21 protein-coding genes and 1 other annotated feature are annotated in these 24,522 nt (G+C 34.5%); of the genes, 3 read left to right on the top strand and 18 right to left on the bottom strand.

Features of this window, described 5'->3' with window-relative positions; genetic code table 11:
- Nucleotides 1-18: 18 nt before the first annotated feature.
- Together AC3WSK_RS06535 and AC3WSK_RS06530 are read right to left on the bottom strand one after the other, a co-directional pair.
- Entirely contained in the window at nucleotides 19-1,380 is a 1,362-nt protein-coding gene (locus tag AC3WSK_RS06535) for an ATP-binding protein (protein WP_427483693.1), read from the bottom strand.
- A 39-nt stretch (nucleotides 1,381-1,419) separates the two neighbouring features.
- Nucleotides 1,420-2,136 (bottom strand): cytochrome c biogenesis CcdA family protein, encoded by a 717-nt coding sequence (locus tag AC3WSK_RS06530; protein ID WP_492413194.1) that lies wholly within the window; start codon nucleotides 2,134-2,136, stop codon nucleotides 1,420-1,422.
- A gap of 508 nt (nucleotides 2,137-2,644) precedes the next feature.
- On the opposite strand from AC3WSK_RS06530, the gene AC3WSK_RS06525 reads away from it, so the two are divergent.
- Nucleotides 2,645-3,550 (top strand): C40 family peptidase, encoded by a 906-nt coding sequence (locus AC3WSK_RS06525; protein WP_492413192.1) that lies wholly within the window; start codon nucleotides 2,645-2,647, stop codon nucleotides 3,548-3,550.
- A 205-nt stretch (nucleotides 3,551-3,755) separates the two neighbouring features.
- Here AC3WSK_RS06525 and AC3WSK_RS06520 read toward each other — a convergent pair whose 3' ends face one another.
- Entirely contained in the window at nucleotides 3,756-4,958 is a 1,203-nt protein-coding gene (locus AC3WSK_RS06520) for an MFS transporter (protein WP_492413190.1), read from the bottom strand.
- Between the two features lie 392 nt (nucleotides 4,959-5,350).
- Between AC3WSK_RS06520 and AC3WSK_RS06515 the strand changes: the two genes are divergently transcribed.
- Entirely contained in the window at nucleotides 5,351-5,461 is a 111-nt protein-coding gene (locus tag AC3WSK_RS06515; RefSeq protein ID WP_492413188.1) for a YjcZ family sporulation protein, read from the top strand.
- A 197-nt stretch (nucleotides 5,462-5,658) separates the two neighbouring features.
- Here AC3WSK_RS06515 and AC3WSK_RS06510 read toward each other — a convergent pair whose 3' ends face one another.
- Complete coding sequence (locus AC3WSK_RS06510; RefSeq protein WP_427483709.1) at nucleotides 5,659-6,528, bottom strand: LysR family transcriptional regulator; 870 nt, start codon at nucleotides 6,526-6,528, stop codon at nucleotides 5,659-5,661.
- Between the two features lie 153 nt (nucleotides 6,529-6,681).
- Between AC3WSK_RS06510 and AC3WSK_RS06505 the strand changes: the two genes are divergently transcribed.
- Nucleotides 6,682-7,353: an NAD(P)H-dependent oxidoreductase gene (locus tag AC3WSK_RS06505; RefSeq protein ID WP_492413186.1), complete on the top strand. Its 672-nt coding sequence runs from the start codon at nucleotides 6,682-6,684 to the stop codon at nucleotides 7,351-7,353.
- 215 nt (nucleotides 7,354-7,568) lie between these two features.
- Here the strand turns inward: AC3WSK_RS06505 and AC3WSK_RS06500 are convergent, their stop codons facing one another.
- From AC3WSK_RS06500 to AC3WSK_RS06435, 14 genes are all read right to left on the bottom strand, one after another.
- Nucleotides 7,569-8,255 (bottom strand): Dph6-related ATP pyrophosphatase, encoded by a 687-nt coding sequence (locus tag AC3WSK_RS06500; RefSeq protein WP_079562561.1) that lies wholly within the window; start codon nucleotides 8,253-8,255, stop codon nucleotides 7,569-7,571.
- Nucleotides 8,256-8,383: 128 nt separating this feature from the next.
- Complete coding sequence (locus tag AC3WSK_RS06495; RefSeq protein WP_492413184.1) at nucleotides 8,384-11,554, bottom strand: ATP-binding cassette domain-containing protein; 3,171 nt, start codon at nucleotides 11,552-11,554, stop codon at nucleotides 8,384-8,386.
- Nucleotides 11,555-11,762: 208 nt separating this feature from the next.
- Entirely contained in the window at nucleotides 11,763-12,179 is a 417-nt protein-coding gene (locus tag AC3WSK_RS06490) for an SRPBCC family protein (RefSeq protein WP_079562559.1), read from the bottom strand.
- Nucleotides 12,176-12,502, bottom strand: a complete 327-nt coding sequence (locus tag AC3WSK_RS06485; RefSeq protein ID WP_427483703.1) for an ArsR/SmtB family transcription factor — start codon at nucleotides 12,500-12,502, stop codon at nucleotides 12,176-12,178. The genes AC3WSK_RS06490 and AC3WSK_RS06485 overlap by 4 nt, the downstream gene beginning before the upstream one ends.
- A 210-nt stretch (nucleotides 12,503-12,712) precedes the next feature.
- On the bottom strand, nucleotides 12,713-14,167 hold the full coding sequence (locus AC3WSK_RS06480) for a sensor histidine kinase (RefSeq protein WP_427483704.1): 1,455 nt from the start codon (nucleotides 14,165-14,167) through the stop codon (nucleotides 12,713-12,715).
- Entirely contained in the window at nucleotides 14,160-14,846 is a 687-nt protein-coding gene (locus AC3WSK_RS06475) for a response regulator transcription factor (protein WP_170939003.1), read from the bottom strand. The genes AC3WSK_RS06480 and AC3WSK_RS06475 overlap by 8 nt, the downstream gene beginning before the upstream one ends.
- Before the next feature lie 201 nt (nucleotides 14,847-15,047).
- On the bottom strand, nucleotides 15,048-15,527 hold the full coding sequence (locus AC3WSK_RS06470) for a hypothetical protein (RefSeq protein WP_427483705.1): 480 nt from the start codon (nucleotides 15,525-15,527) through the stop codon (nucleotides 15,048-15,050).
- Nucleotides 15,528-15,658: 131 nt separating this feature from the next.
- Nucleotides 15,659-16,582, bottom strand: coding sequence for a serine hydrolase domain-containing protein (locus AC3WSK_RS06465; RefSeq protein ID WP_492413180.1), 924 nt, complete (start codon nucleotides 16,580-16,582; stop codon nucleotides 15,659-15,661).
- 218 nt (nucleotides 16,583-16,800) lie between these two features.
- Complete coding sequence (locus AC3WSK_RS06460; RefSeq protein WP_492413372.1) at nucleotides 16,801-17,244, bottom strand: GNAT family N-acetyltransferase; 444 nt, start codon at nucleotides 17,242-17,244, stop codon at nucleotides 16,801-16,803.
- A 920-nt stretch (nucleotides 17,245-18,164) separates the two neighbouring features.
- Nucleotides 18,165-18,491, bottom strand: coding sequence for a hypothetical protein (locus tag AC3WSK_RS06455; protein WP_492413178.1), 327 nt, complete (start codon nucleotides 18,489-18,491; stop codon nucleotides 18,165-18,167).
- Between the two features lie 53 nt (nucleotides 18,492-18,544).
- Nucleotides 18,545-19,231, bottom strand: a complete 687-nt coding sequence (locus tag AC3WSK_RS06450; protein ID WP_492534995.1) for an ABC transporter ATP-binding protein — start codon at nucleotides 19,229-19,231, stop codon at nucleotides 18,545-18,547.
- Nucleotides 19,232-19,241: 10 nt separating this feature from the next.
- Nucleotides 19,242-20,669 carry an ABC transporter permease gene (locus tag AC3WSK_RS06445; protein ID WP_492534993.1) on the bottom strand — a complete coding sequence of 476 codons (1,428 nt, stop codon included), beginning with the start codon at nucleotides 20,667-20,669 and terminating at the stop codon, nucleotides 19,242-19,244.
- Between the two features lie 177 nt (nucleotides 20,670-20,846).
- Nucleotides 20,847-22,283 carry a proline--tRNA ligase gene (gene proS, locus AC3WSK_RS06440; RefSeq protein ID WP_427484030.1) on the bottom strand — a complete coding sequence of 479 codons (1,437 nt, stop codon included), beginning with the start codon at nucleotides 22,281-22,283 and terminating at the stop codon, nucleotides 20,847-20,849.
- 73 nt (nucleotides 22,284-22,356) lie between these two features.
- Nucleotides 22,357-22,575, bottom strand: a binding site (T-box leader).
- A gap of 150 nt (nucleotides 22,576-22,725) precedes the next feature.
- Complete coding sequence (locus tag AC3WSK_RS06435; RefSeq protein ID WP_427484031.1) at nucleotides 22,726-24,432, bottom strand: putative bifunctional diguanylate cyclase/phosphodiesterase; 1,707 nt, start codon at nucleotides 24,430-24,432, stop codon at nucleotides 22,726-22,728.
- Nucleotides 24,433-24,522: the final 90 nt, after the last annotated feature.

Genomic DNA, 24,522 nt, shown 5'->3' with positions numbered 1-24,522 from the left:
TTATATTCCTATCCCCTTCTATATTGTGATTGTAAATGTACTGCCTTTGCCTAAATTGCTTTTCACTTTAATTGTACCTCCATGGGCCTCGACTAGTTCTTTAACTACAGCAAGTCCTATTCCTGAACCCCCAAAAGTTCGCGAACGTGATTTTTCCACTCTGTATAATTTTTCGAAAATCAATTCCAGTTCGTCTGAAGGAATACCGATCCCTTCATCAATTACGTTTATTACTGTTCTTTCTTCTTGTTTCATTGCTTCTATTATTACTCTCGTGTTTTTATCTGAATACTTCATAGCATTATCTAATAAATTTAGCATGATTTGCTCCAGTCGTATGGAATCTGCGTATATGTCAAAATCCTCTTCGCAAACAAGAATTAACTTTATGTTATCCATGTCAAAAGAAGGAGCAACTCGTTTACATATATGATCTAAAAATAGATGTGCAGAAAAATATTCCTTTAACACACTAAACGTGTTTTGATCCATTTTTGCTAATTCTAATAAGTTTTTCACAAGTTCTTTCATTCGATTTGACTCTTCTGTAATAATTTCAAGATAGTGATTTCGATCATTTTCGTTCAAATTTTCTCTCATCGCTACTTTTGAATACCCAATTAAATAGGTTAAGGGTGTGCTTAATTCGTGCGCTATTGATGCTAGAAATTCATTTCTTTCTTTTTGTAACCTTTCTAAATCATCGGCTAACTTCTGAATCGATTTTGCTAACTCACCAAGTTCGTCTTTTCCTATATCAGCTAGACTTACATTAAAGTCACCATGACTTAATTTTTCAGTAGCTGCTTTCATACGGATTAATGGTCTCGTTAGAACTTTCGATAATAATGCGTATATAGCAAGAAGAACAACAATGCTAGTAATACCAGATATGAAAAAGTGTTTATTCAAATTATGAACCATTTCTTTGATAGCACTTGTACTTTGAAACATGACCACATAACCAGATTGGTTGTTATTTATTTTATAAGGGTGCGCGCTGACTATATATGGGGAGTTTCGCCAGTCTGCTACTAGTATTTGATCCTTTTTTTTACTTAGATTTTTTACTAAAGGCATGTATTCTTCTATTATTGTGTTATTTAAAGTGGAACGACCAATAATACGCCCATTTTTATCTGTGATCATGACTTCTCGATCTTTATTCTTTTCCATTAACACGATATGCTTTATAGTCATATCTGAATAATTCTCGAGTAATACATCTCTATGATTTTCTCCATTTGCTAATAAACTGACTAGTTCTTCTTCAACTTTCGACTTAATAATATTTCGATGTAGGTAAAACATAAGAAATAATTCCATAATTAGCACGACAACAAAAAAACTAGCTGCTAATTTAGTAGAGATTTTATTCACCTTATTGCATGCTCCTCCTTATCTCGCGTTATATATCGTCTAAAATCCTGTAAATCCTCCTAAAAACGGTGTTAAAAATGCGATCACTTTAGTCATCATATCAAAATATAACATGATTCCCATAATAACCATTAACACACCACCTATTTTCATAAAGAGAGAACTTCGTTTTTGAAACATTTTCATATTCCCAATAAATAGAGACATAACTAAAAATGGAATAGAGAAACCAAGTACATAAAATAGCATATATAACATTCCTCTACTAGGATCGGATATGCCTAATGCAATCACTCCGGCAAGAATTGGACCAGTACACGGAGTCCATCCAGCAGCAAAGCCCACACCGATAAGAATAGAACCAAAATATCCTTTAGGTCTTTTCGAAAACTGTATTCTCTTATCTGAAAGTAAAAAATCGAACTTCAAAACACCTAAAATGATCAAACCAAATATTACGATAATAATAGCGCCAATTTGTCTCAGCAAATCTTTATGCATAATAAAAAGAGTGCCTATAAAAGATGTAGAGAGTCCTAATGCCAAAAAAATTATAGAGAAACCAAATAAAAATAAAAGTGTATGTATCAAAGCTTTCCGATGAAATACGCCTTTGTCATCCTTTAGTTCATTAAAGGACATCCCCGTAACATACGACAGAAATGCTGGGTAAAGTGGTAATGAACAAGGGGAAATAAACGATAATAACCCTGCTGCAAAGGAAAGAAACAAATTCAATTCTCCTGCCAAAGCCATTCACCAATCCTTCCTTATTTAATTAAACACATCAATTATTTAGTATAAATAAAAAATATGAAAAATTTATGGAGAATGTCCAATTGTCTTTATGAAAATACAATGGGGATGAAAGTTGCTTTTTCCCCCTTTGTAAACTAGCTCGTAAAGAAAGTCTTCGTATATAAGTATAAAAATCTAGCTATTAAACGAGGCGATAAACTAAAAAGGACAACAGTGCCATAAAGCACTAGATTGGATTATATGTGGAAAAGCAATGAATCACTTAACGTTTTTATGTTGGATGGAACCGCTAAATTAACCCTTTAAACCCTCAATAACCATTTATTTAAAATATTTTTAGTAAAATTGCCCATGATTATTGCAGAAGTTTTACACATTTAAAAATAAGGTTTCAATTTTGCTGTTTAACGGTAATCAGTAATATGATTGAAAAATAACTCATGGCTGTTTCATGCTATTCTTACTTTATTAAAAACTGAAAGCTTTTTGAAAGGAGTAAGTTTACATGAAGAAAAAATGGTTACTTCCCATTTTTGCATCGTTTATGTTTTTCACAGGCATGGGTGTTCATGATGCGAAAGCAGCAACAGTAGAAGATTTAACGAATACAGCAAAATCATATATAGGTGTACCTTATCAATATGGAGGAACGGATATTAAGACAGGTGTAGATTGCTCAGCATATACACAAATCGTTTATTCTAAGTTAGGTATTTCACTACAACGTACATCGAGTTCTCAATATCAGCAAGGTACTTCGATTGCGAAAGCTCAGTTAAAGTCTGGAGATCTTGTATTCTTTAATACTTCGGGAAGCGGCGTTTCCCATGTTGGCATATACATAGGTGACAGCAATTTTATTTCAGCTACTACAAGTTCTGGAGTAAAAATCGACAAACTTAATGATCCTTATTACTGGGGATCTCGTTACGTAGGGGCAAAACGCGTAGCAAACTTCTCTGAAGGAGAAGTAAAAGATGCAGAAATCGACTTTAGCGTTTATGCATCACGTGGAGAGGTAGCTCTTAAACTAGCTAAGCAGTTAAAGTTAGATACTAGTAACACTAATTCAAGTTTTCCAGATATAACACCATCGTCTAAATATGCGGGTGCTGCAGAAGCACTTAGAAAAATCGGCGTTTTTACGGGTGATCAAAACGGAAAATTCAATCCAGGTTCTCCGATGACACGTGGTCAATTATCAAAAGTTTTAGTGGAAGCATTCCGTTTAAAACAACAAGGAACAGCAGTACAATTCGTTGATGTTCCAAGTTCGCATTGGGCTTACAATTATGTATCTATTCTTGCTTCTAATAAAATTACTGTTGGTAAAGGTGACAATACTTTCGGAGTAAATGACAATGTCACACTAGTACAATTAGACGCCTTTATCCAACGAGCAGCTCAATAACTTTATGAAAAGGTGTTTCATCCATGGATGAGATGCCTTTTTTCGTTCTTTTACTTTGAGGCAATACCATTTCATATGCCCTCCCTCCATTAAAAAAGCCAGTACTAATTTGTACTGACTTAAAAACTATTCTTCTTGGTACCAGTGTATAATATGTAGATTCAATCACAGTTTCCTGTTGATGAAAATAACAATTTCTTATCCATTAATTCTCGTGTTTCCCATTGAATTCGTATCGTCTATATTTGACCATCGATAGTATGCCCAAAATCGGTCCAATCGCCAATATAGTAAAGACCCATTCCCAACCAATGATTCTTTGAATTATAGGGATGAGATTAATTGAAAATATAGTAACTAGGAAACCAATACACATTTGAAAAGTAAGGGCAGTACCTACATATTCAACTTCGGCTATTTCTGAGACTGCTGCAGAAAATTGGGCGGAATCGGATATGACAGACATTCCCCAAATTATAGAAATGATGAGCGTTAACCAAATCGATTGTCCATAAGTAAAACCTATTACTATAGAGCATATAGCACTAATCACCATAGAAATAATCGTTAAATTGGCTCTTCCGATTTTATCTGAGATGAGTCCACCAACTACACACCCAACCCCTCCTGCAATTCCTATTGACATAAATGAGGATAATGCAATAAACCAATGAGGCGTTTCAGATGAATTGATAATAAAACTAGCTGTCAAAAAAGCAGGGAGCCATGTCCACATCGCGTACAATTCCCACATATGGCCAAAATAACCGTAGTTCGCAAGCATTACTGGTTTATTCAACATTACTTTTTTTATTAACTTGAACGAGAATGGTGTTTTTTGGGATGTTACGGGAGCGTCTTCTAACATGAAAGTAACTATAATAGCCGATAAAAGAGCCAATACCGAACTACAAATGATCACGAGTTTCCAGCTTAATGAAGAAAAGAACATCACAACAAAATGCGGCAATGATGATCCTAAAGTTAATGCCGCGATTAAGATGCCGATAGCGAACCCACGTTTTTCGGGAAACCATTGTGATAACATTTTTACTGCTATTGGGTAAACACCTGCGAGGGTTATGCCAGTTAAAATCCTAAGGAGAATACCGAAAAAGCCAGAATCGACTAGTATTAGCAAGGTATTTAAAAGTGCACCTAGAAAGGCTGAAATGGCAAAAACCTTTCGAGGATTAAATCGGTCAGCTACCCCAAAATAGGAACTAAATAATGCACCTATGACAAATCCAATAGGAACAGAAGCAGAAAGCCAAGCTTCTGAATTAGAGCCAAGTTCCCAAATAGTAATTAGTTCGGGCGCGATTACCGATGCACTATACCATAAGCTTAAAGCACATAATTCTGACAATCCAATCCATACTAATGCCCTCCAAGAACCTTGCATCATAGTTTCCCCTTTCGAAATAAAACCGAATAGTGTTATTATACAAAATATTAAGAAAAGGAATCTACCTTGTGTTTATATAAAGTGAAAAAAATCTTTTTTCTAATCTATTACTCATGTTTGGCACGTTTTTTTACTGGGGGCTTTCACTAATCGTTTATTGATTACCACCGATATAGCCGTTTCATTGCAGTGGATGAAGCCATTCCCCTACACCTACTTCTACTTAAAATTTGTTTAAGGGGTGCTAAAGAAATATATATTTTCACAGGTGAAGAATTAAATCATCTTATTATTATTCTCTGGATATTTATTTTTATGTTTTAAGAGATAAATACCGCAAATACATTTATCAACGATTCATATTATAGAATATTGAAAGGAGGGAAATTACTATGTCTGAATATAGCGGTAGTGATTACGGTTCAAGTTCAAGATTTGCGCTAATCGTTGTTCTATTCATTCTATTGATTATTGTCGGTACTAGCTTTATAGGTTATTGCTAATAGCAAATTCCACCTTTCATAATCAAAATGTATAGGATTATACAAACTAATCCTATACACCTCCCATTCTTAAGGGTCACTTTCCGCCAGTGACCCTTTTAATAGTTTAGTTACTCAAAATTTTTAGTAGTAGACAGTAAGAAAAAACCTAAATGTTCAGCTACTTGACGGTATTATCAGTAGCTGTATAAATCAAATCAATCCCAATACTTAGAATAGGACTGGATTAAATCGATCATACTCTCCATCGCTGGAGAAACCCATTTATCTTTATGATACGTGACAAATGTAGAAATAGCGTATTGTTCATCTTTGATTATCTTCCCGTTTAATAACTGATTATCTAACTCATTTTTTACAGTGAAATAAGGAAGCATAGAAATACCGAGCCCATTCATAACACATTGCTTAATAGGTTCTAAACTTGCAAAATCTACACTCCCCTCAATCTCAATTTGAGACTCTGAAAGATACTCATTAAATATACTTTTATACGTGCAATTTTGTTCTGAATAAAGAACGGTCTTACTGTTTCCTTTTTGTTTATCTTTTAAAGGTGTAATTAGCACCATTGGTTCTTGTTTAATTTGTTCACTGTGTAAATCTTTTTCTTTCCAATCATTCTTTTTAATTACTAACGCCAAATCAATATTTCCTTGTTGAAGTTCTAAAGGAATATTTCGATAGTTAATAGAAGTGATCGATAAGTTCACCTCGGGGTATCTTTCTTTATAATCCAATAAAATTTGAGGTAATCGGTAGCTTGTTAAGGCTTCTGAAGCCCCAATAGTCAAACTTCCTGTTGGCTCACCAAATCGGTTTGCCTTTTCTTTAATTTCCGTATAGAGATCCATAATTTTTATGGCATAAGGGTAAAACTCTTTTCCGAAATTAGTAAGGATCACCTTTTTCCCTAAGCGATCAAATAAAGGCTGGTTTAGTTCCTCTTCCAATTCTTTAATATGATTTGTCACAGAGGATTGCGCATATCCAAGTTGATCGGCTGCTTTTTTAAAACCACCTTTCTCTACTATCATTTTAAAAGTCATAAGATGACGAAGCTCCATGTAATTCTTCTCCTTTTTACGTTCACTTTTATTGAACGTTTCATTCATTTATATCTATTTTACTAAACTAACATCATCAATTACAATTTATCCAGTAACCAATTATAAAAGTTGGTTAGGGTGTACAAAAATTTGGAGAAGGCGGTAATAAGTATGAACCATTCAATTAAAAAACAAGAGATTATTAATGCATATATGTTTCGACATGCAACGAAGGCTTTTGATCCAACTAAAAAAATCTCAGAAGATGATTTCGAATTTATTTTAGAAACAGGTAGACTATCACCAAGTTCTTTAGGATTTGAGCCGTATAAATTTTTAGTTATTCAAAATATGGAGATTAGAGAAAAATTAAAAGAAGTTAGTTTTGGAGGACAAGGTCAGCTTCCTACCGCTAGTCATTTAGTAATTTTTCTTGCTCGAAAAGATGCAAAAGCTAATTCTGATTATGTACAAAATCTATTTAAGAATGTTAAAAAGCTACCTGAAACTGTCGTAGAGAATATGACGAAGGCGTATGCAAACTTCCAAGAATTTGATTTTAAGTTGTATGAAAGTGAAAGAGCATTATTTGACTGGGCTAGCAAACAAACATATATTGCACTTGGCAATATGTTAACTGCCGCAGCATTAATCGGAATTGATTCTTGTCCAATGGAAGGTTTCAATATGGATAAAGTAACAGAAGTGCTTGAACATGAAGGATTATTAGATAGTGAAAAATTTGGTGTATCGGTTATGGCAGCGTTCGGATACCGATCTGAAGAACCAGCCCGTGAAAAATCAAGACGAAGTCGAGAAGAAGTTGTTCAATGGATTAACTAATTATCTATTAGTTTATTGTAATACTTGTTTAAAAATATAAGAGTTAAAAATACAATATAGATAAGTATTTAGATGATTTATTAAATCGTTATTCAATTAACTTATTGTGTGGAATAAACAACATGAAAGAGCCTTTCTACAATAAAATGTAGTAAGGCTCTTATATTTTTTATTCAGTTTTAATACTGCTATATCGAATCTACCATTACTACAATCTAATCTAATTCCAAAGGCAGAAAAGCATATTCTCCGCTTCTAAGAACATCACATTTACGAACTGGAATAGGCTGTTTGAAAATTGGTCCGTCTAATACTGTAGTATGGAATTCTCCACCTTCCCCGCAAGGGTCAATACCGCGGGCTTCAAGCTCCTTCACGTACTCGTGGGTTAATGTTCGCCCTAAATCGTCCTCTCGCATGCCTAATGATAAATTAACAGTGACTATGATTGTAACGAATCCTAGGTTTAAAAATTCATCGACGGCTTCACGATGATCCATTTCCCATAAAGGCATGCCTAACTTTAAACCAGCATTCTTTGTAACTTTGTCATGCCAGCAGCCATGTTCAGGCATATCTAAGTCACCTGTTACTAAAACTTCTGCACCTTCATTTTTAGCTTTTTCTAAAAGGTTCATAAATACTTTTTCATAATCTGTCCAGCTTGCTGCTGCCGTATATACCGGTAAACCTAGAGAATTAGCTTGAGCACGTATGAGTTCAGGAGGCATTCCATGAGATCTGGAACGATTCCCTTCTTCCTCCATCATAACGATTAGTCCAACCGCTTCTCCAACCTGCATAGCTTTATATAAAGCTAAGACACTATCCTTTCCTCCGCTAAATGAAGCTATAAAACGATGCCCTTGAGCATTATTTTTCCAGACCATCAATTCTGTCATTCCTATCTTTCCCCTTTTATTCTACTAACTTTTTTACAAGCTCTTTCTCAGGATAACATAAAAACTCATTTGCATTTATTATTGCAAATGAGTTTTTGAAGTGACTTTCTTAAAATATATGGCTTACTTTAGTTATTTTGCTCAAGGCATTGGTAAACCGCCATCATCTCTCGTTTATTTAACTCTCGAATACGATTGAAAATAGGGATATTAGCAACAGCCTCCGTTCGTAAGTTTTCAGCCACAACATTGCTTACTTTGCCGGTTAGCCATGTTTGCACGTCTACGCCATCGACAATTTCCTTACGTCCTTCATCATTGATGCCACTTTCATAGCAACGAACACATGGTACTGATAATTTATAAACACCATCATGGAGATTATCTTCTGAAATGACTTTCTTCCCACTACAGAATGGACATTTATGATTTGCTTTAATTTTATTAATTTGTGTAACAATTTTTTTATAGCCAAATGCTTCATAAACATACGTTAATTTTTTGTATTTTCCATTCGTGAAATACTGATCAATAATGGATTCTCTCGTTTCGTCAATATGGGCGAAATCACAAATTGTAACTTGATTATTGCTGCTAATGGCTTCGATATTATCTTTTATTTTGTCCCAGAATGGTAAAACATTTTGTAGGACTATTTCATATCCAGCAAAGCTTGCGAGTTCTAATTCCAGCATTTTTAACGACACTTGTGTTTCTCTAGGAAGTAAGGAGACATCTTCTGTAAGTGTCATATCACCACCAACAATTGATTTTAGCTTTTCAAGCTCTGGTAAATTGCCAATCGTTTTTATAACCTGATCAATCGGTTGATGAATAAGCTCACGAATATCAGTGTCCTCAAATGTTAGTGGTTTCTTATGGTTTAACACCGCTCCTTGACAGATCGGACAGGCAATCATCTCTTTCGATGCTTTCATTTGCTCTTTAATAATGGATTTCGAAATCACCATATAACGTCCAAGGATCAAATTAAACCCTTCCCATTTTTTCGAAGACTTCGTTGCTTTATCATAAAATGATTTTTCCCAATAACCATAAAGGAATGTATGTCTTTCTTCTGCTGTCATGTCATTGTAGCTTTTACTAATATCTTGACCCAGTTCATTTTTAATCTCATCAAACAGGAATTCCAATTTCGGATATTGATAATAGTTTAATACTTCCATCACGTCAGGATGTAATAAGCCATCCCAAAATGGCACTGTTTTGTCTTGAATGACCAAATCAAAATCAAATTTTTCAATTTGCAGGCGGCCAGAACAGCTTGGGCAATGATTTTCCTGACTAAAGAAATCGAAGCTTCTTGTATCTTTATTCTTCGGATGTGACGCCACAATATGGTTGATGAGACCACCTATTTCATATAAAAAACTATACTGACTATACAAGTGTCTTTCTAGATCAATGGCGACGGCAGGAGCAATAGTTGCAGATTCGTATTCACCATAAATTAATCGGGCCATCGATGATAAGCTTTTTAAAATACCACCTTTGTAAATGTTTTCGGCATTTTTAAAATAGCTAATATGATTCTCTTCTAAGTAATGAATACCATTTTTAGAATTTAGAGTTGAAGATATATGCAATGGAGCTACACTATTTGGTTTGTTATGTTGACTAAAATAATCATCATGACTGACAACATCAAGATGTCGAACAGGTTCCGGCTGTCTTTTACCAAAATCGACGATGAAATCGGAGCTTTCCATCATATAGGCATTATGTTCAATCATCATGATAGAGACAGATTCATCTTGCAAAATATCCCTAACACTATCAATGAATTGGTTTAAAATATTTTGTGATAAACCTTTGGAAGGCTCATCAAAAATAAATAAAGTATGGGGGTTTCTTGCATTCGAAAACAGCTCAGACACTAAATGAACGCATTGAAATTCACCTGTTGATAAGGATTGTGTTTTTCTTTCTAACGTCAAATAACCAAGTCCCAGCTTAATTAATAAACTTAAGCGTTTATGAGCGATGTCTTCATTTGGAAGCTCATCGATAATGTCCTCAATGGAACGTTGGAAAATATCATCAATTTCGTCACTGTATTTCGTCATTTTCTTTTTAATATCAAGAAACGTAGCAACTGTTGATCGGCTAGTAATCGATTGGTTGCGGTCTTGTCCTACCATAACCAATTTATCTTTCGGATATCGTTTTTGGAAATCCTTAGCGATACACTCATTGACAAGGGTCGATTTCCCACAACCGGACTCACCAGTAACGGTTACGAGTCTATTTTTAGGAATCTGAATGTCAGCCATTTCAATATTACGGCAGTAAAGATCATGAAATTGATAATAGTCTGTAGGCATTACCTGATTTCGTTCCCAAAAGACTGGTTCTGGACGTGGTGATACTTCGACAATTTTACCGCCATATTTCCCACTGCCAGGTCCAAAGAACAGTTGCTCATCCGCTGTATCTAGCACTGTATCAGAATGATCAATAAGCCAAATTTGGTTTTTATAGCCCAATTGTTTAATCTGCTCTATAATTTTCAACAGCGTTTGATGATCAAGACCAACAGAAATTTCATCTATAATAATGACCGTATTTTCACTAGCTGCCATAAATTCTGCCAAGTACAGTCGTGTTAATTCCCCACCTGACAGAGTCCCCATAATTCGATTTAACGTTAAGTAACCAATATTCATTTGGATAATATTTGTGAGAATACGTTGTCTTTCTTCGCTAATCGCTAATTCCTCTGAAAGAGAATAAATCGCTTCAATACTCAAGTTGTTAATATCGGAAATACTATGTGCTTGATCCCATAATTCAAACTTATATTGCTCAACCTCTGGATTATAGCGCTTACCCTCACACTTTTTACATTCGACATTTTTAGTCGTACCACGCCCTTTACAAGCAGGACACCAGCCTAATGCATTATTAAAGGAAAAAACTTCTGGCGAAAGATCAAATTTATTTGCCAGCTTTTCACGAATCTCTTTAAAAACGCCGGTATGAGTACCAACCGTCGAACGTGGATTGGCAGAAATGGATGATTTCCCGAGAAAAAGGACTAAAGGCATTTCTTCCATCTTAATGGCACTAAAATTCGTTTCCATTATATACGGGAATAAATACTGATATTCAGCCTTTGGTAATAAAGAAACGAGACGCTTTTTTGATTCTTCACCAATTGCTTGGCAAAATGTAGTTTTACCAGATCCGGACAATCCAGCAATTCCTAATGATTGATCTTCCGGCAAGTCGACATTTAATCGGTTAATATTGTTAGCGATTAATTGATTTATTTTCATCGGATACTCTCCATTCAATCTAGTATTGTCATGTTAGCACAACTTCAGAAGTATTTGCTGTGTTTTTGAATCGACATGCCAATCAATTAAGCCTCGGCATAAATGTGTGTCAACTTCTTCTGAAAGAAGTTAAAAATGACGCTTCCCGTGTTCGGAAAAGCGTCGAATTGTTGAAGAATGGTTTATTTATAAAAGCGATTCATATGGATTATAGTTCTGCTAACACTTTTTCAAGCTGATTACCATTGTTAATCCAAGCATATTTAGCTCCCTCGATTGCTCCTTGACGAGCTTTCGTTGCTTCACTAAATCCAGATTGATCAAAATGTAGGTTAGTAGTACCATCTTCACCTTGTGTCAACGTCCACGTAACCGTAGTGATTTCTCCGGCACTCGCCCAAGTGTAAGATAATGTATGAGGTTCATCCACTATAAGCACTTCACAATTGACAATTCCATCCCACCATTCGTTTGGCTCAGCTCGGAATTGAAATTTATGCCCGACGATTGGTTTAAAATCATTTTTCCATATCCATTTTTCAAGAGTGTCTGAATCCGTTAATGCGTTCCAAACTTTCTCGATTGTACTTGTAAATTGGTAATCTAAAGATACATCTGCTTTCATTTTTTTTCCTCCAATAGTAGATTTAATTTAGCCATTCTTTCTTTCCAAAATTCTTCGTAATAAGATACCCAATCTTGAATTTCCTTCAACGGATTGGCATTCAACCGATATCTCGTTTCTCTACCAACCCTTCGAGCAATTACAAGATCAGCATCTTTAAGGATAGCCAGATGCTTAGAAACTGCTGTACGCCCCATTTGAAAATGAGCCGTTAATTCGTGAAGAGGTAATTCTTCTGCATCAGCCAACAAGCGTATTAATTGACGTCTTGTTGGGTCAGCAATCGCAGCATAAACATCACGCTCTAGATTTTTCTCGCTCAAAATCCCCTCTCCCTTATGAATAGGACACTAAATGGTATCTTAATTATACGACACCATTTAGTGTCCAGTCAAATATTATTATTGACATCTGGCATTCGTTTTATTCTTTTCCACAACAATAAAAAAAGAGTGTCAAATACCTTTACAATTTGACACTCTTTTGACTGATATTTTTTTAACTAGACGGCGTTGTTTAAGTCCAAATATATACTATGATCTTCCTTTAGGAATGGTAGCTAAAAATTGAACACCATTTTCGGTATTATTCATTAAATAGGTAATAGACAGTGATTCAAATATTTGCTTTACAATATAAAGACCTAGTCCGCTCCCACCAGTATTCCGATTTCTCGATTTTTCGATTCTATAAAATGGCTCAAATAATTGTTGTATGTCCTCTTCTTTGATTGTGACACCTGTATTCATCACTTGTATTTGAATCTGATTTTCTTTTTGGAGATTGGTTACGTCTATACTTACTGTTTCTCCGTGCGGTGAATACGTAATCGCATTATGAATGATGTTTTTGAAAGCTTTTTCTAATAAATCACGATCTGTGTGTACATTCATGTTAGGAGAAATTTGTTTAATAATCTGAATGTCTTTTTCAGAAGCAAAATAACCGAGATCTTTCGTTATTGAATCTAATAATTCTAAAAGGTTGACTTCCTCCAATTGCAATTTAAAGGTATCTTGTTCTAGTTTAGACATGCTTAGAATCTCTCGAACTAATTGTTCCATTCCTTCGATAATTTTGTGGTTTTTTTCTAAGTAGAGGTCACGATTTTGATAAGGGCCGATATGATAAATCATCCCTTCTAAATATCCTTTCATAACAGTGAGCGGAGTTTTTAACTCATGTGCAACTGTTGCGAAAAATTCTCGGCGTTTTGTTTCGATTTTTCGCTCTCTTTCAATATCATCTTTTAATTGCTCATTTGCTTTTTGTAAATCGAGCATAGTTCGTTGCAAGTTATTCGACATCTCATTCAAGCTATTGGATAGTTCCTCTAATTCATCATTTGAACGAACTACGATGTTTTCGGAAAAGTCCAAGTTGGCCATCTTTTGCGCACCTTCATTCATATAGATGAGCGGTTTTGTAATGAACCTTGAATATAAAAAGGCACTTCCTAACCCGATACATATTACAATGATACTTATATATGGGAGAAAACGGACTAAGACCTGTGTCGCTTCATCAATAGGTTGTAACGTCGCAAATACAGTAACCATTAAATTATCTTCATTTAGGAATTGAATGGGCAAAGTAATATTAAATGCATTATTAAGGTTTTCTGAATTTTGTAAGGGCGCTGTTTTTGCAGAAAGTATTGGTCGTTGGGTATCCCCCTGAATAAAAAATGAAGGCGAATATATAATAGTTCCTTCTTTAGTTTGTAAGTAAATGATGGCATTGTTTTCTTTTGTATACTCATCCAAAAGTGGAATCGCATTTTGGATTGTTAAATTTTTAGAGTCATCAATTATTTCCTCAATTCCAGATTGGAGTTGATTCGTTTTATATTGTTCATAAAATGTTGGAAGGAAGAAGTATAACGTTAAATAAATCAAGACTGCAAAAGATAATAATATGAGCGAAGTGATCATAAAGAGCTTATACGTTATTCGTTTCATCTTCATGATGTTTACAATCCTATTCATCGATTTTGTATCCAATACCCTTTACTGTTTTTATATAAGGTATATTTAATTTTTTTCTTAAATTTTTTATATGTGTATCGATCATCCTTGTTTCTCCTGCATATTCATAGCCCCAAATTTTTTCTACAATAATTTCTCGAGTAAGTACCTTTTTTTCATTATGAAGTAGTAGTTGTAAAATTTCGAACTCTTTAGTTGTTAACGGTATTTCAACTTTATTTACATAAGCCTTATATCCGTCACAATCGACATTCAGTTCATTAAAATTTAAATGATTATCGCTATTTTGATTACAACTTCTTCTTAGAACCGCTTGTACTCGTCTTATTAACACATGAAATGAAAAGGGTTTTGTTATATAATCATCAATCCCTATATCAAAGCCTTTCATTTGATCTTGTTCTTCTTCTAAAGCCGTCAACATAATAATGGGTATGTTTGACTGACTACGGATCATTTTGGCAACTTCAAATCCATTAAGGTTTGGCATCATGACATCCAGAAGAATTAAATCAAAGGGTTGTGTATTAAATCGTTTCATTCCCTCTAGTCCATCTGAAGCAACCTCTATTGTATAGTTTTGTGTCATCAAAAACTGTTTAATTAATTCTTGAATTTCTAAATCGTCTTCTACTACAAGAATTTGATAGTTCATCGATATATCCCCCTCGAAGCCCATTATAACCTTTCAATCTGTAGTTTATGTGAAGATACTTCATTTTCGCTTAGTAACCTCTACGATCCTCTCATCCATACAACAAATATTCGGAATCGATAATTGCTGCCGACGCTATTATTTATCTTTTCTCTAAGCTCTGTTAATGTTTAATGTTGTTTTTAACTAAAATTAAAAAAGCTCTCAAATTAAAGATAGAGCTTCTTAATCATTAGTAATTATTATCGAATAGACCTTAAGTGGTTCAATATCAAATTCATTTTCAATAACCTCTTTCTCTTCTTTCTCTCCTATTGGAAATCCATCGTGATAGGGAAATTGTAAAAAGTCGTTTAGGATTGGCTCTATGTTTTCGATTACCTTATGGTTACAACCAAAAGGTAATTTTGTGTGTAAATCTGATATGAGATTGAAGTGAAGTCTTGCAGATTGCCAATCAAACCAAACATAAAAAATCATATTATGGTCACTGGTGTTAACTATCTGTTCTTTTCTATTGTTTTGAACTTGATGAAAGAATGTTATCAAATCTTCAGTAGTAAATTTGCTCACCAATTCTTGCCCCATAGAAATAGACCAATTATCTAGTAATGTTTCATCGTCTAAGTCATCAACAGAATTGCCGATAAATAACTCATCTTGTATTATTTCATCTAATTCTTTTAGAAACGCTTCTTTATTCATATTTACCTCCTATAAGTTATTCCATTAAATAGCCCGAATGTTGAACATTAAGATAGTGATTACCCCTTTTCACAAGATACTTTTATGATCTCGGAAGATGAGAAAAATCCCTTTTTATTTGTTTAAATGTCTCATTCATCCTTCCAACTACGTAAAAGTTCTTCAAAAAAGAGTTGCGGCGCAGAGGACTGATCATCTTGTAGATAGCTTTTTGCCACAGCCATAATATTTAATTTCGGAACAATAAATATATATTGTCCGTATAAGCCATTCGCATAGTAATATTCAATTTTGGTGTTACTATTAGTCATTTCACAAGTCCATAGCTGATAACCATAACCATATCCAGCTGTTCTGTCTTCTTCTGCGTCAAATTGTTTATATGGTTTTTTTGCTTCGTGGATCCAGGTAGATGAAACCACTTGATTTGATTTAAAATTCCCTTCGTTAAGTAATAAAAATCCAAATTTCACCATATCCTCTAAATTTAATGAAATACTAAAGCCACCCTCGTGAATTCCTTGCGGGTCCTTTACCCATATGTATTTTTTTATCCCTAATGGATGGAATAGAAATTCTTCAGCAAATGAGGCGGTAGTACCTCCTGAAACTTTTTGGATGATCGCACTTAGTAAATGAGAGTTCCCACTATTATATTCAAAAGTCGAACCTGGTCTATGTATAACTGGTTGTTCTAGTATGAATTTAACCCAGTTTTTTGAACTTTGGAATTTTCCTACTTGTAACCCTGAAGTCATAGTCAGCAAATGAAATAATGTGATTTCCTCCTTCATGGGGTCATTGAACTCTAATATTTCCGGAAAGTAGTTATAAATAGGTTCATGAATGTTTTTTATTAGCCCTTTATCGACCATAATTCCAATTAATATAGACACAATACTCTTTGTAATGGAATAAACCTTTGTCGGATTTTTTACGACTTTTTTATTCTTTAAATATTCAAAGATCCGTGTATTTCCTTTATAAATGACAAAACCTTCAATTTTAATCTTCTTCACTTTCTTCTCTAACTCATTAAAAGATATTTCACTCATACATATAATCCCTCCTCCACTAAATTGCGTCATTAGTTTATAATTTAACCTAAATTTTAACATAAATTCATTAATTTCACCAAAGGTGTTATTCAATTAAATGGCCCCATTGTTGAACTAAGCTGCACCGTTAGTTCAATAAAGAAAAAAAGAGCTGCATATGCAACTCAATGATCTTCAAGAAACGCGTCATTTATTTTAACAAAGGAACCTATAAATTAGCATTCATAAGCCATTCTTAGAAATTCATATGTGCTACCATTTGTATCTTGCATAAATGTATCAATATCTTTAAACCCAACTTTTCTATATACTTTTATCGCTCTTCGATTAAAAGTTGCCACTGATAATGTAATTTTATCTGGTGTAAATCTTGATTGGACAAAATCAATACCTGCATTTAGAAATTCTAACCCTCTACCATCGCCAATCAAATCTGGCCTCATTCCTAAACCTATATCATAAATATTAGCAGCTACTTTGTTAACACTGAAGAAACCAATAATTTCATCTTCTTTCAAAACTGCAAACATTGAGTTACCTCTTGTTTCTGGGTCTAAAAATTCAGCTAAATCTTCTTCATCAGCTTCTATATTATAAAAAGAATATTCTCCATCATAGTGCCAATTATGTGCAATATCCTCAGCTTGTTCCTGAGTCATCATCTCAAATATTCTCATTTTCAGCAATGTTGATCTTCAATAATCTGGCCTTTAGTGAAACAGCTTATTGTCACTCTTCATTTCCTTAATCGATTTTCAAATTCACATATTCTTTTAGTTTTCACTAAAAAATACTATTTTAGATTACTATTCAAAATCCACAATAACATTTCTCATCGAACCTTTTTTATAAACGTATCGACTTTATTTCTAAACTACACTTGAATAAAAGCTTATGGGTTCAACTTCTCTATATAAACTCCTCAATATCTTCATACAGAATCCAGATTGGTCATGTACATTAATTGTTAGAAAGAAAATTGATTTTAACGTCATTTATAGAGTGTTCAGAATCAATATTTATCTGACTATATAGCAGTTATCTTTCAACTTATTAAGTTAAGGAGCAGTTATTATGTATAAAATCAATCTACGTCCATGGTTATTTTTGGTCGTATTTATGTTGTTAATGTGTTCGTGTTTGACATACGTATCCCTAAAAGCATTGGGCGCAGAGGAAATCTTCTTTAAGTGTATGAAGTCACTTGTTAAGATGACATTTATTAAAATCTATTATTTTTCAATATGAGCAATAATAAGAATCCATCTTGAAATAAGATGGATTCTTATTTTGCCGTTTAAGTTTTAACACGCCCCTTTATTCTTTTCACTTGCCTACCATTAATTTTGAGCTTCCTACAAATCTTTCTTACATGTAATAACTTCATCAATAGAAAAAATCCTCACTGAATTTTCTTGAGAATTTTTTAAGACACAAAGTTCCCCTTAGAATAAACATGCTTGTTTATCCTAAGGGGAATATATCTTTTTCATAACTATTAGTTTATTGCTGCCTGAAGATATATCTTCTGATTGGCTTCAGTATCTTTCAGAATTGTATTTACATACATTAAAGAAACTCAATATGGAGATGTAGAACCCGATGTAGAACCTTGCATCATGTCTTCTTCTGGATTAGATGAATATGGATCCCACTGTTCTGGTGTTTGTTCACCTGGTTTTGTTGTGAACTCCTCCCACTGTTCTGGTGTCATTTCTCCTCTTGGATTTGGAGATTCCAACTGACGCTGATCAGGTGTAACTTCTTCTGAATATGTGTTATTATTTTGGTCCATATTGTTTTCACTTTGATCCAGGTTTCCACCTAAATTCATCAAATTCGCAAATAAACCTATTGCTATTCCGATAGATAGTAAACCAATGGATGCTGCTATTTTCGTCCACATTTTCTCCACTCCAATTTTATATTTGACTTCTATTCCAACTACATTTTTACAAACTAGTCCTTTTTCAGATTCTTACAAACCAAATTTCGTTTTTCAAGATACACTACCTTATCAGATTGTTTAGCAACTTCCTGGGAATGAGTGACAACGATAATACATTTATTTTCTTTATGAGCTAGCTCTTTAAACAAATTGACAATTTCATCCGAAGTATTCTCGTCTAGATTACCGGTCGGTTCATCCGCAATTAATAAATCTACCTCACAAGACAATGCACGGGCAATGGCTACACGCTGTTGTTGACCGCCACTAAGCTGTAAAACCTTTCTTTTAGCTTCGATTTCCGACAAGCCAACCATTTCTAATAACTCAAGCGCTCTTCTCTTTTTATCACTTATGTTAACTCCTGTAATTTCCATTGCCGTCACGACATTTTGCAGAGCCGTCATATACGTAATGAGATTATATGATTGGAAGATGATCGAAACATATTTATTTCGATATTTATCTAAACCAATTTTCCGTATATCTTTTCCTTTGTAAAGTACATGTCCTTCTTTTGGGTTATCTAATCCACTTGCTAAACTAAGTGCGGTTGTTTTTCCTGAACCTGACGGACCTAAAATGCTATAGAAACATCCTGTTTCAAAGGTGAAATTTACATTCTCTAATAAAGTATTCTTCTTATTATTACTTTGATAATAGTAATATAGATTTTTAAATTGTAATATAGTGTCCATGTGACTCCTCCTACTCATCTTTTAATAGTATTTCTTTTGGATTTAAACGAAGAATTGACAACGCTGGAAGAAGTGTTGATAAAATCGCAATTAATAGCCCTAACCCACCTAAATTCAACACATCTTGTGATGATATACTGACATCAATATTGTCGATCGGTTCAACATCCTTATCTTGTTTATTTATACTTCCAAACGAGAATCCTAAAGTATTTGATTCTTGTTGTTGATCTTCGGCAGCAATCACTTCTTGCTGTAATAAACTGTCGCCCATTTTTTGAGACACTGTTTTACCTGTAATGATAGAAAGACCAAATGCTAGTACAGCTATACATAGTACTTCTACTAACAGCTGTCCTATTAATTTTCTCTTTTTTTCACCGATTGCCAATAGAATACCTAATTCCTTGCGTCGCTCTTTTATGGTCAACATAATAATAAGACCTAATATAATGGATCCTGCGATGGATACTAAATAAACAATCATTTTGGAAGTAGCGGCAATATTCTCGATAGGGCCTACCATTTTTTGATATAAAGCATCATGCGCATCTAGCTTAAATAAATCAAAATCAATAGTTGTTTTCTTTGCCTCTGCTTTAAAATCCTGAATATTCTCTGGATCTTTTAAGTAGTAAATTGCTTCGTTAATAGATACACCCTTTTTATCACTTTCTTCAGACATTTCTTTCGTCGCGTCATAAGTAGTGTATACTTTGTTAGATGGGTGCATCATAGCTGGTAAATTTTCCTCGAAGTCAGTTATCCCGGAATTTTTGTATATCCCTATTATTTCCAACTCAACCTCTGATGTTTCATCAGCTGATTTAATCTTTAACTTATCACCAACTTGAAGCTCATTTTCTTCGGCTAACCGTTTTTCAATCAGAGCTACTTTCTTATTCGCATCCTCTGATTCAATTGAACGACCGTCAATAATTTCATTCGTTCCATCTGTAAATTCTTGCAATAAATCGGAACTTTTTACGCCTTGGATAAATGTATTAGGCATTTTCATATTTTCAGAGTGACTACCACCTACTGTTCCAACTACCCCTTCATCATCCGTTTCACTATTAATAGGTGCAAAATCACCTGCTACAAGCATGTCACTTTTAAGATAGTTGTAGTCTATTACATAGGGTGACTTCGCTAACTGGTCCGCTTCATCAGCGAAAAGCTCAGGGTGTTGTATTTTTCCATTTGGATTCTCTTGTCGCTGTTTCGCCACATTTTCCATAAGCTTCTCTTCGTCCATTCTAAGACTCACGTCAACACCTAATGTTTGTCTAGCGTGATCATTCGCCTTTTGTGAAACATTTTGAATAGCGAAACCCGCTAATACTAAATTGGAAACTACTAAAAATACAGTAAATAATATTAGCGATTTTCCTTTCCTTGCTTTAACACTTAAAAATGCTCGTTTGATAAAATTCATTTTCCTTACCTCCTTGATAGCTATACTATAAATGGGTAACCTGTAGTTTATATGGAGATACTGCGGAGTTTATCTAGAGATTTAAATATTAAATGAACAAAAAATAAGCTTGTTTCTCAAAATGCGAGAAGCAAGCTTATTATATTTGTAATATTTTCTTTTTTATCTCTTCAATAATTAATATGCTTGCGCAAACCAAACTGTATGCTTTGCTTCATTATCACAGCAAATACAAGTAGTCTTCGTAGTTGGTGGGTTAAACGGAATGTTACGTGAAGTATATTTTGTCTCTTCTTTCACTTTTTCCTCGCATGTATCATCTCCACACCATCCAGCAAGAATCCAGCCTGGTATCGATCCGTTTTCCTTGGACGTGTTAATATGCTGCTGTAATTCCTGCAGTGTATCGATCGTTGTATGAGCGTTCTCATCACGGAATGTGCGTGCTTTTTCAAATAAACGCGTTTGCATCGTTGTTAGTTCTACCTCAATGGCTGCGATAATGTCATTCAGGTCAATGGAATGCTTCTCATCTTCATCTCGTGCTTTTAACAATGCCTGGTTTTTCTCTAAATCACGAGGTCCTAGTTCAATACGAATCGGTACACCTTTTAATTCCCATTCGTTAAATTTGAATCCAGGTGATTGGTCCGAATCATCTAATCGAACTCGAATTCCCTTCTTCTTAAGGGCTGCGAAGATGTCATCTAGTTTCTCCATAATTTCAGGGTTCTTTTTCCATGGACCTACAGGTATTAAGACAACTTGGGTTGGTGCAATTCGTGGCGGTAAAATAAGACCCTGTTCATCACCATGAACCATAATGACAGAACCGATTAAGCGTGTGGATGTCCCCCAAGATGTCGTGTGTACATGTTCATGCTGATTAGCTTTGTTTAAATACTTAATATCAAAGGCTTCAGCGAATTTTGTCCCTAAATAGTGAGAGGTACCGGCTTGTACTGCCTTGCCATTTTTCATCATTGCTTCGATTGAAAATGTATCAACCGCTCCTGCAAAACGTTCTGAAGGTGTTTTTTGTCCATCATAGACAGGGATTGCAAGTAAATCCTCGACTACCTCTTTATAGATCGTTAACATTTGCATTGTTTCTTTACGTGCGTCTTCTTCATCAACATGCGCTGTATGGCCCTCTTGCCACAAAAATTCAGATGTTCGAATGAACGGAAGTGTTTTCTTTTCCCAACGAAAAACATTTGCCCATTGATTAATGAGGACCGGTAAATCACGATAACTTTTGATCCAATTTGAATATAAGTGTCCTATCATCGTTTCGGATGTTGGACGAAGTGCTAAACGTTCTTCTAATTTCTCGCCTGCTGCCTCTGTTACCCAAGGAAGCTCTGGTGAGAAGCCTTCGATATGATCTTTTTCTTTTTGGAAAAAGGATTCAGGGATTAGCATCGGGAAATAAGCATTTCGATGGCCTGTTTCTTTAAAACGGCGGTCCATTTCTTCCTGAATATGTTCCCAAATCTCATAGCCGTCTGGTTTAAATGCGATACAGCCTCGGACCGGTGTATAATCCATTAAGTCTGCCTTTTGAATTGTCTCAATGTACCATTTTGAAAAATCATTTTGTTGTGTCGTCATGTTCTTTCCTCCATTTCGATAAGCTATTTGTCACCTATAGAATAAAAACAAAAAAGCACAAAGCTGTCCTTAAAATAAGGACGTCTTTGTGCCGATTTAACGTGGTACCACCTTGAATTTAGTTTTAAGAACATCTTAAAACCCTCAAACGTTTTGTAACGAAAACGACTCGGTTATGTTTGCATAACATCTCCGTGGTAGGGTTCAGATGGAAGCGGTGATATAGCTCTCAACATTTGCTATATTTTCTGTTTCACAATTCCACCTTACTTGGCCACATCATCAATTTATATTGTATATAACTTTAGCAAAACAGTTAAATAATTTCAAATATTAATAATTATTTTTCGGGAAATATCTGAAAATTGACATTACTCCAGGTGCAAAATATCACTTTTAATAACAAAGGATTTTTCACCAGTTGATTGTTTATAAAGACTTATTATAAGTATTTACTCTCAACTATCAACTGCGTAAAGTCATCTACCGATAATGGCTTACTGAAATAATACCCTTGTACGTACTCGCAGCCATGTTCACGAAGCACTTTTAATTCTGCTTCTTCCTCGACGCCTTCAGCTACTACTTGAAGATTTAGAGCATGTGCTAGAGAGATCATAGCTGAAATCATGGCAATGCCTGATTTTTCAGGTAAAATATCACGGACGAATGCACGATCTATTTTTAAAACATCTACGGGAAATGATTTTAAGTAATTGAGCGATGAATAACCTGTTCCGAAATCATCTAAAGAAATCGTAATACCAAGAGCTCTTAATTGGTTAATGGTATTGAGCAAGTCTTCGGTATAATCCAACATACTCATTTCAGTAATTTCAATTTCTAATAGATGTGGTTCTATTTTAGTTTCTGTTATAATTTCGCGTACCATTTCGACAAAGCCTGTCGTACTAATATGAATCGGAGAAATGTTTACGGCAACACGTAAGTTTAAATTATGTACCTCGTTCCAAGCGCGTGCCTGGGCGGATGCTTTTCTTAACACCCATACCCCTATATCATTTATAAGCCCACATTCCTCAGCAAATGGAATAAAGTGATCCGGAGGTATATGACCAAGTACAGGATCATGCCAACGAAGTAAAGCCTCCATGCCAATCATTGTATTCGTCTTTAAATTAATCTTTGGTTGATAATGTAATTCTAAAATATCCTTTTTTAACGCTTGATGTAATTTTGTTTCAAGTAGTAGCCATTTATCATTGATTTCATCCATAGTAGGTCGATATAAGCGATATTGATTACCACGGGAAGATTTCGCAGCATACATAGCGATATCTGCATTTTTCAATAATTCCTCCGCAGAGTTTGCATGATCTGGAAAAATACTAATTCCAACACTAATACTTGCGTAAAATTCATACGTATTCACAATAAAACTCTCATTAAAGACGCTAATTATTTCCTCAGCCTTCTCCTCAATACGGTCAACATCGTTTAGTATAATTACAAATTCATCACTATTGTGGCGGTAGATAGAATTCGATGTGTAATCAATGTTTCGTAGGCGATTCGCCATTTCCACTAAGAATAGATCCCCGATGATATGACCAAGTCCATCGTTAATGTTTTTAAAACGATTTACATCAATAAAAAATAACGCAAACTTCTCACCTGTACGTCGAGATTGATGGAATTCGTTTTCTAAACGTTGCTCTAACTTACGACGATTTGGTAGCCCTGTTAATTCATCGTGATAGGCAATATGAGTAATCTTTTTTATATCTTTCTGTGCAGTTATGTCGACTCGAATAGCAATATATTGATATGGTTTACCATTGTCATCAAGAAAAGGAAAAATCGTCGTCTTCACCCAGTACAGACTACCGTCCTTTGCGCGATTACATACCTCGCCATTCCACATGTCACCCTTACCTATCGTTTTCCACATCTCTCTAAAGAAAGATCGTGGATGGTAACCTGAATTCAGTAAACGGTGATCTTGCCCTAATAACTCTTCACGTGTATATTTAGAAATTTTGCAAAAATGATCATTAACAAACGTAATTTTCCCAGTTCGGTCTGTAATTGCTACGATGATTGAACTATTCATTGCTGAAAAAATATCTTGTAATTCTTTCAGACTATAGTTAACTTGATTAATACTACTAGGCGTGATATTCATCATTTACATTCTCCGTTCATTAGAAGGGTTTGGTACTTTTGCTTTATAAAAAGCGGGGTATAAAGTTATGGGATATCGCCCTTTATTATGTAA

Source organism: Lysinibacillus sp. EB271-A1-10B (assembly GCF_058791335.1).
The sequence above is the reverse complement of the archived record's forward strand: the minus strand, read 5'-3'. Positions and strand labels throughout refer to the sequence as shown.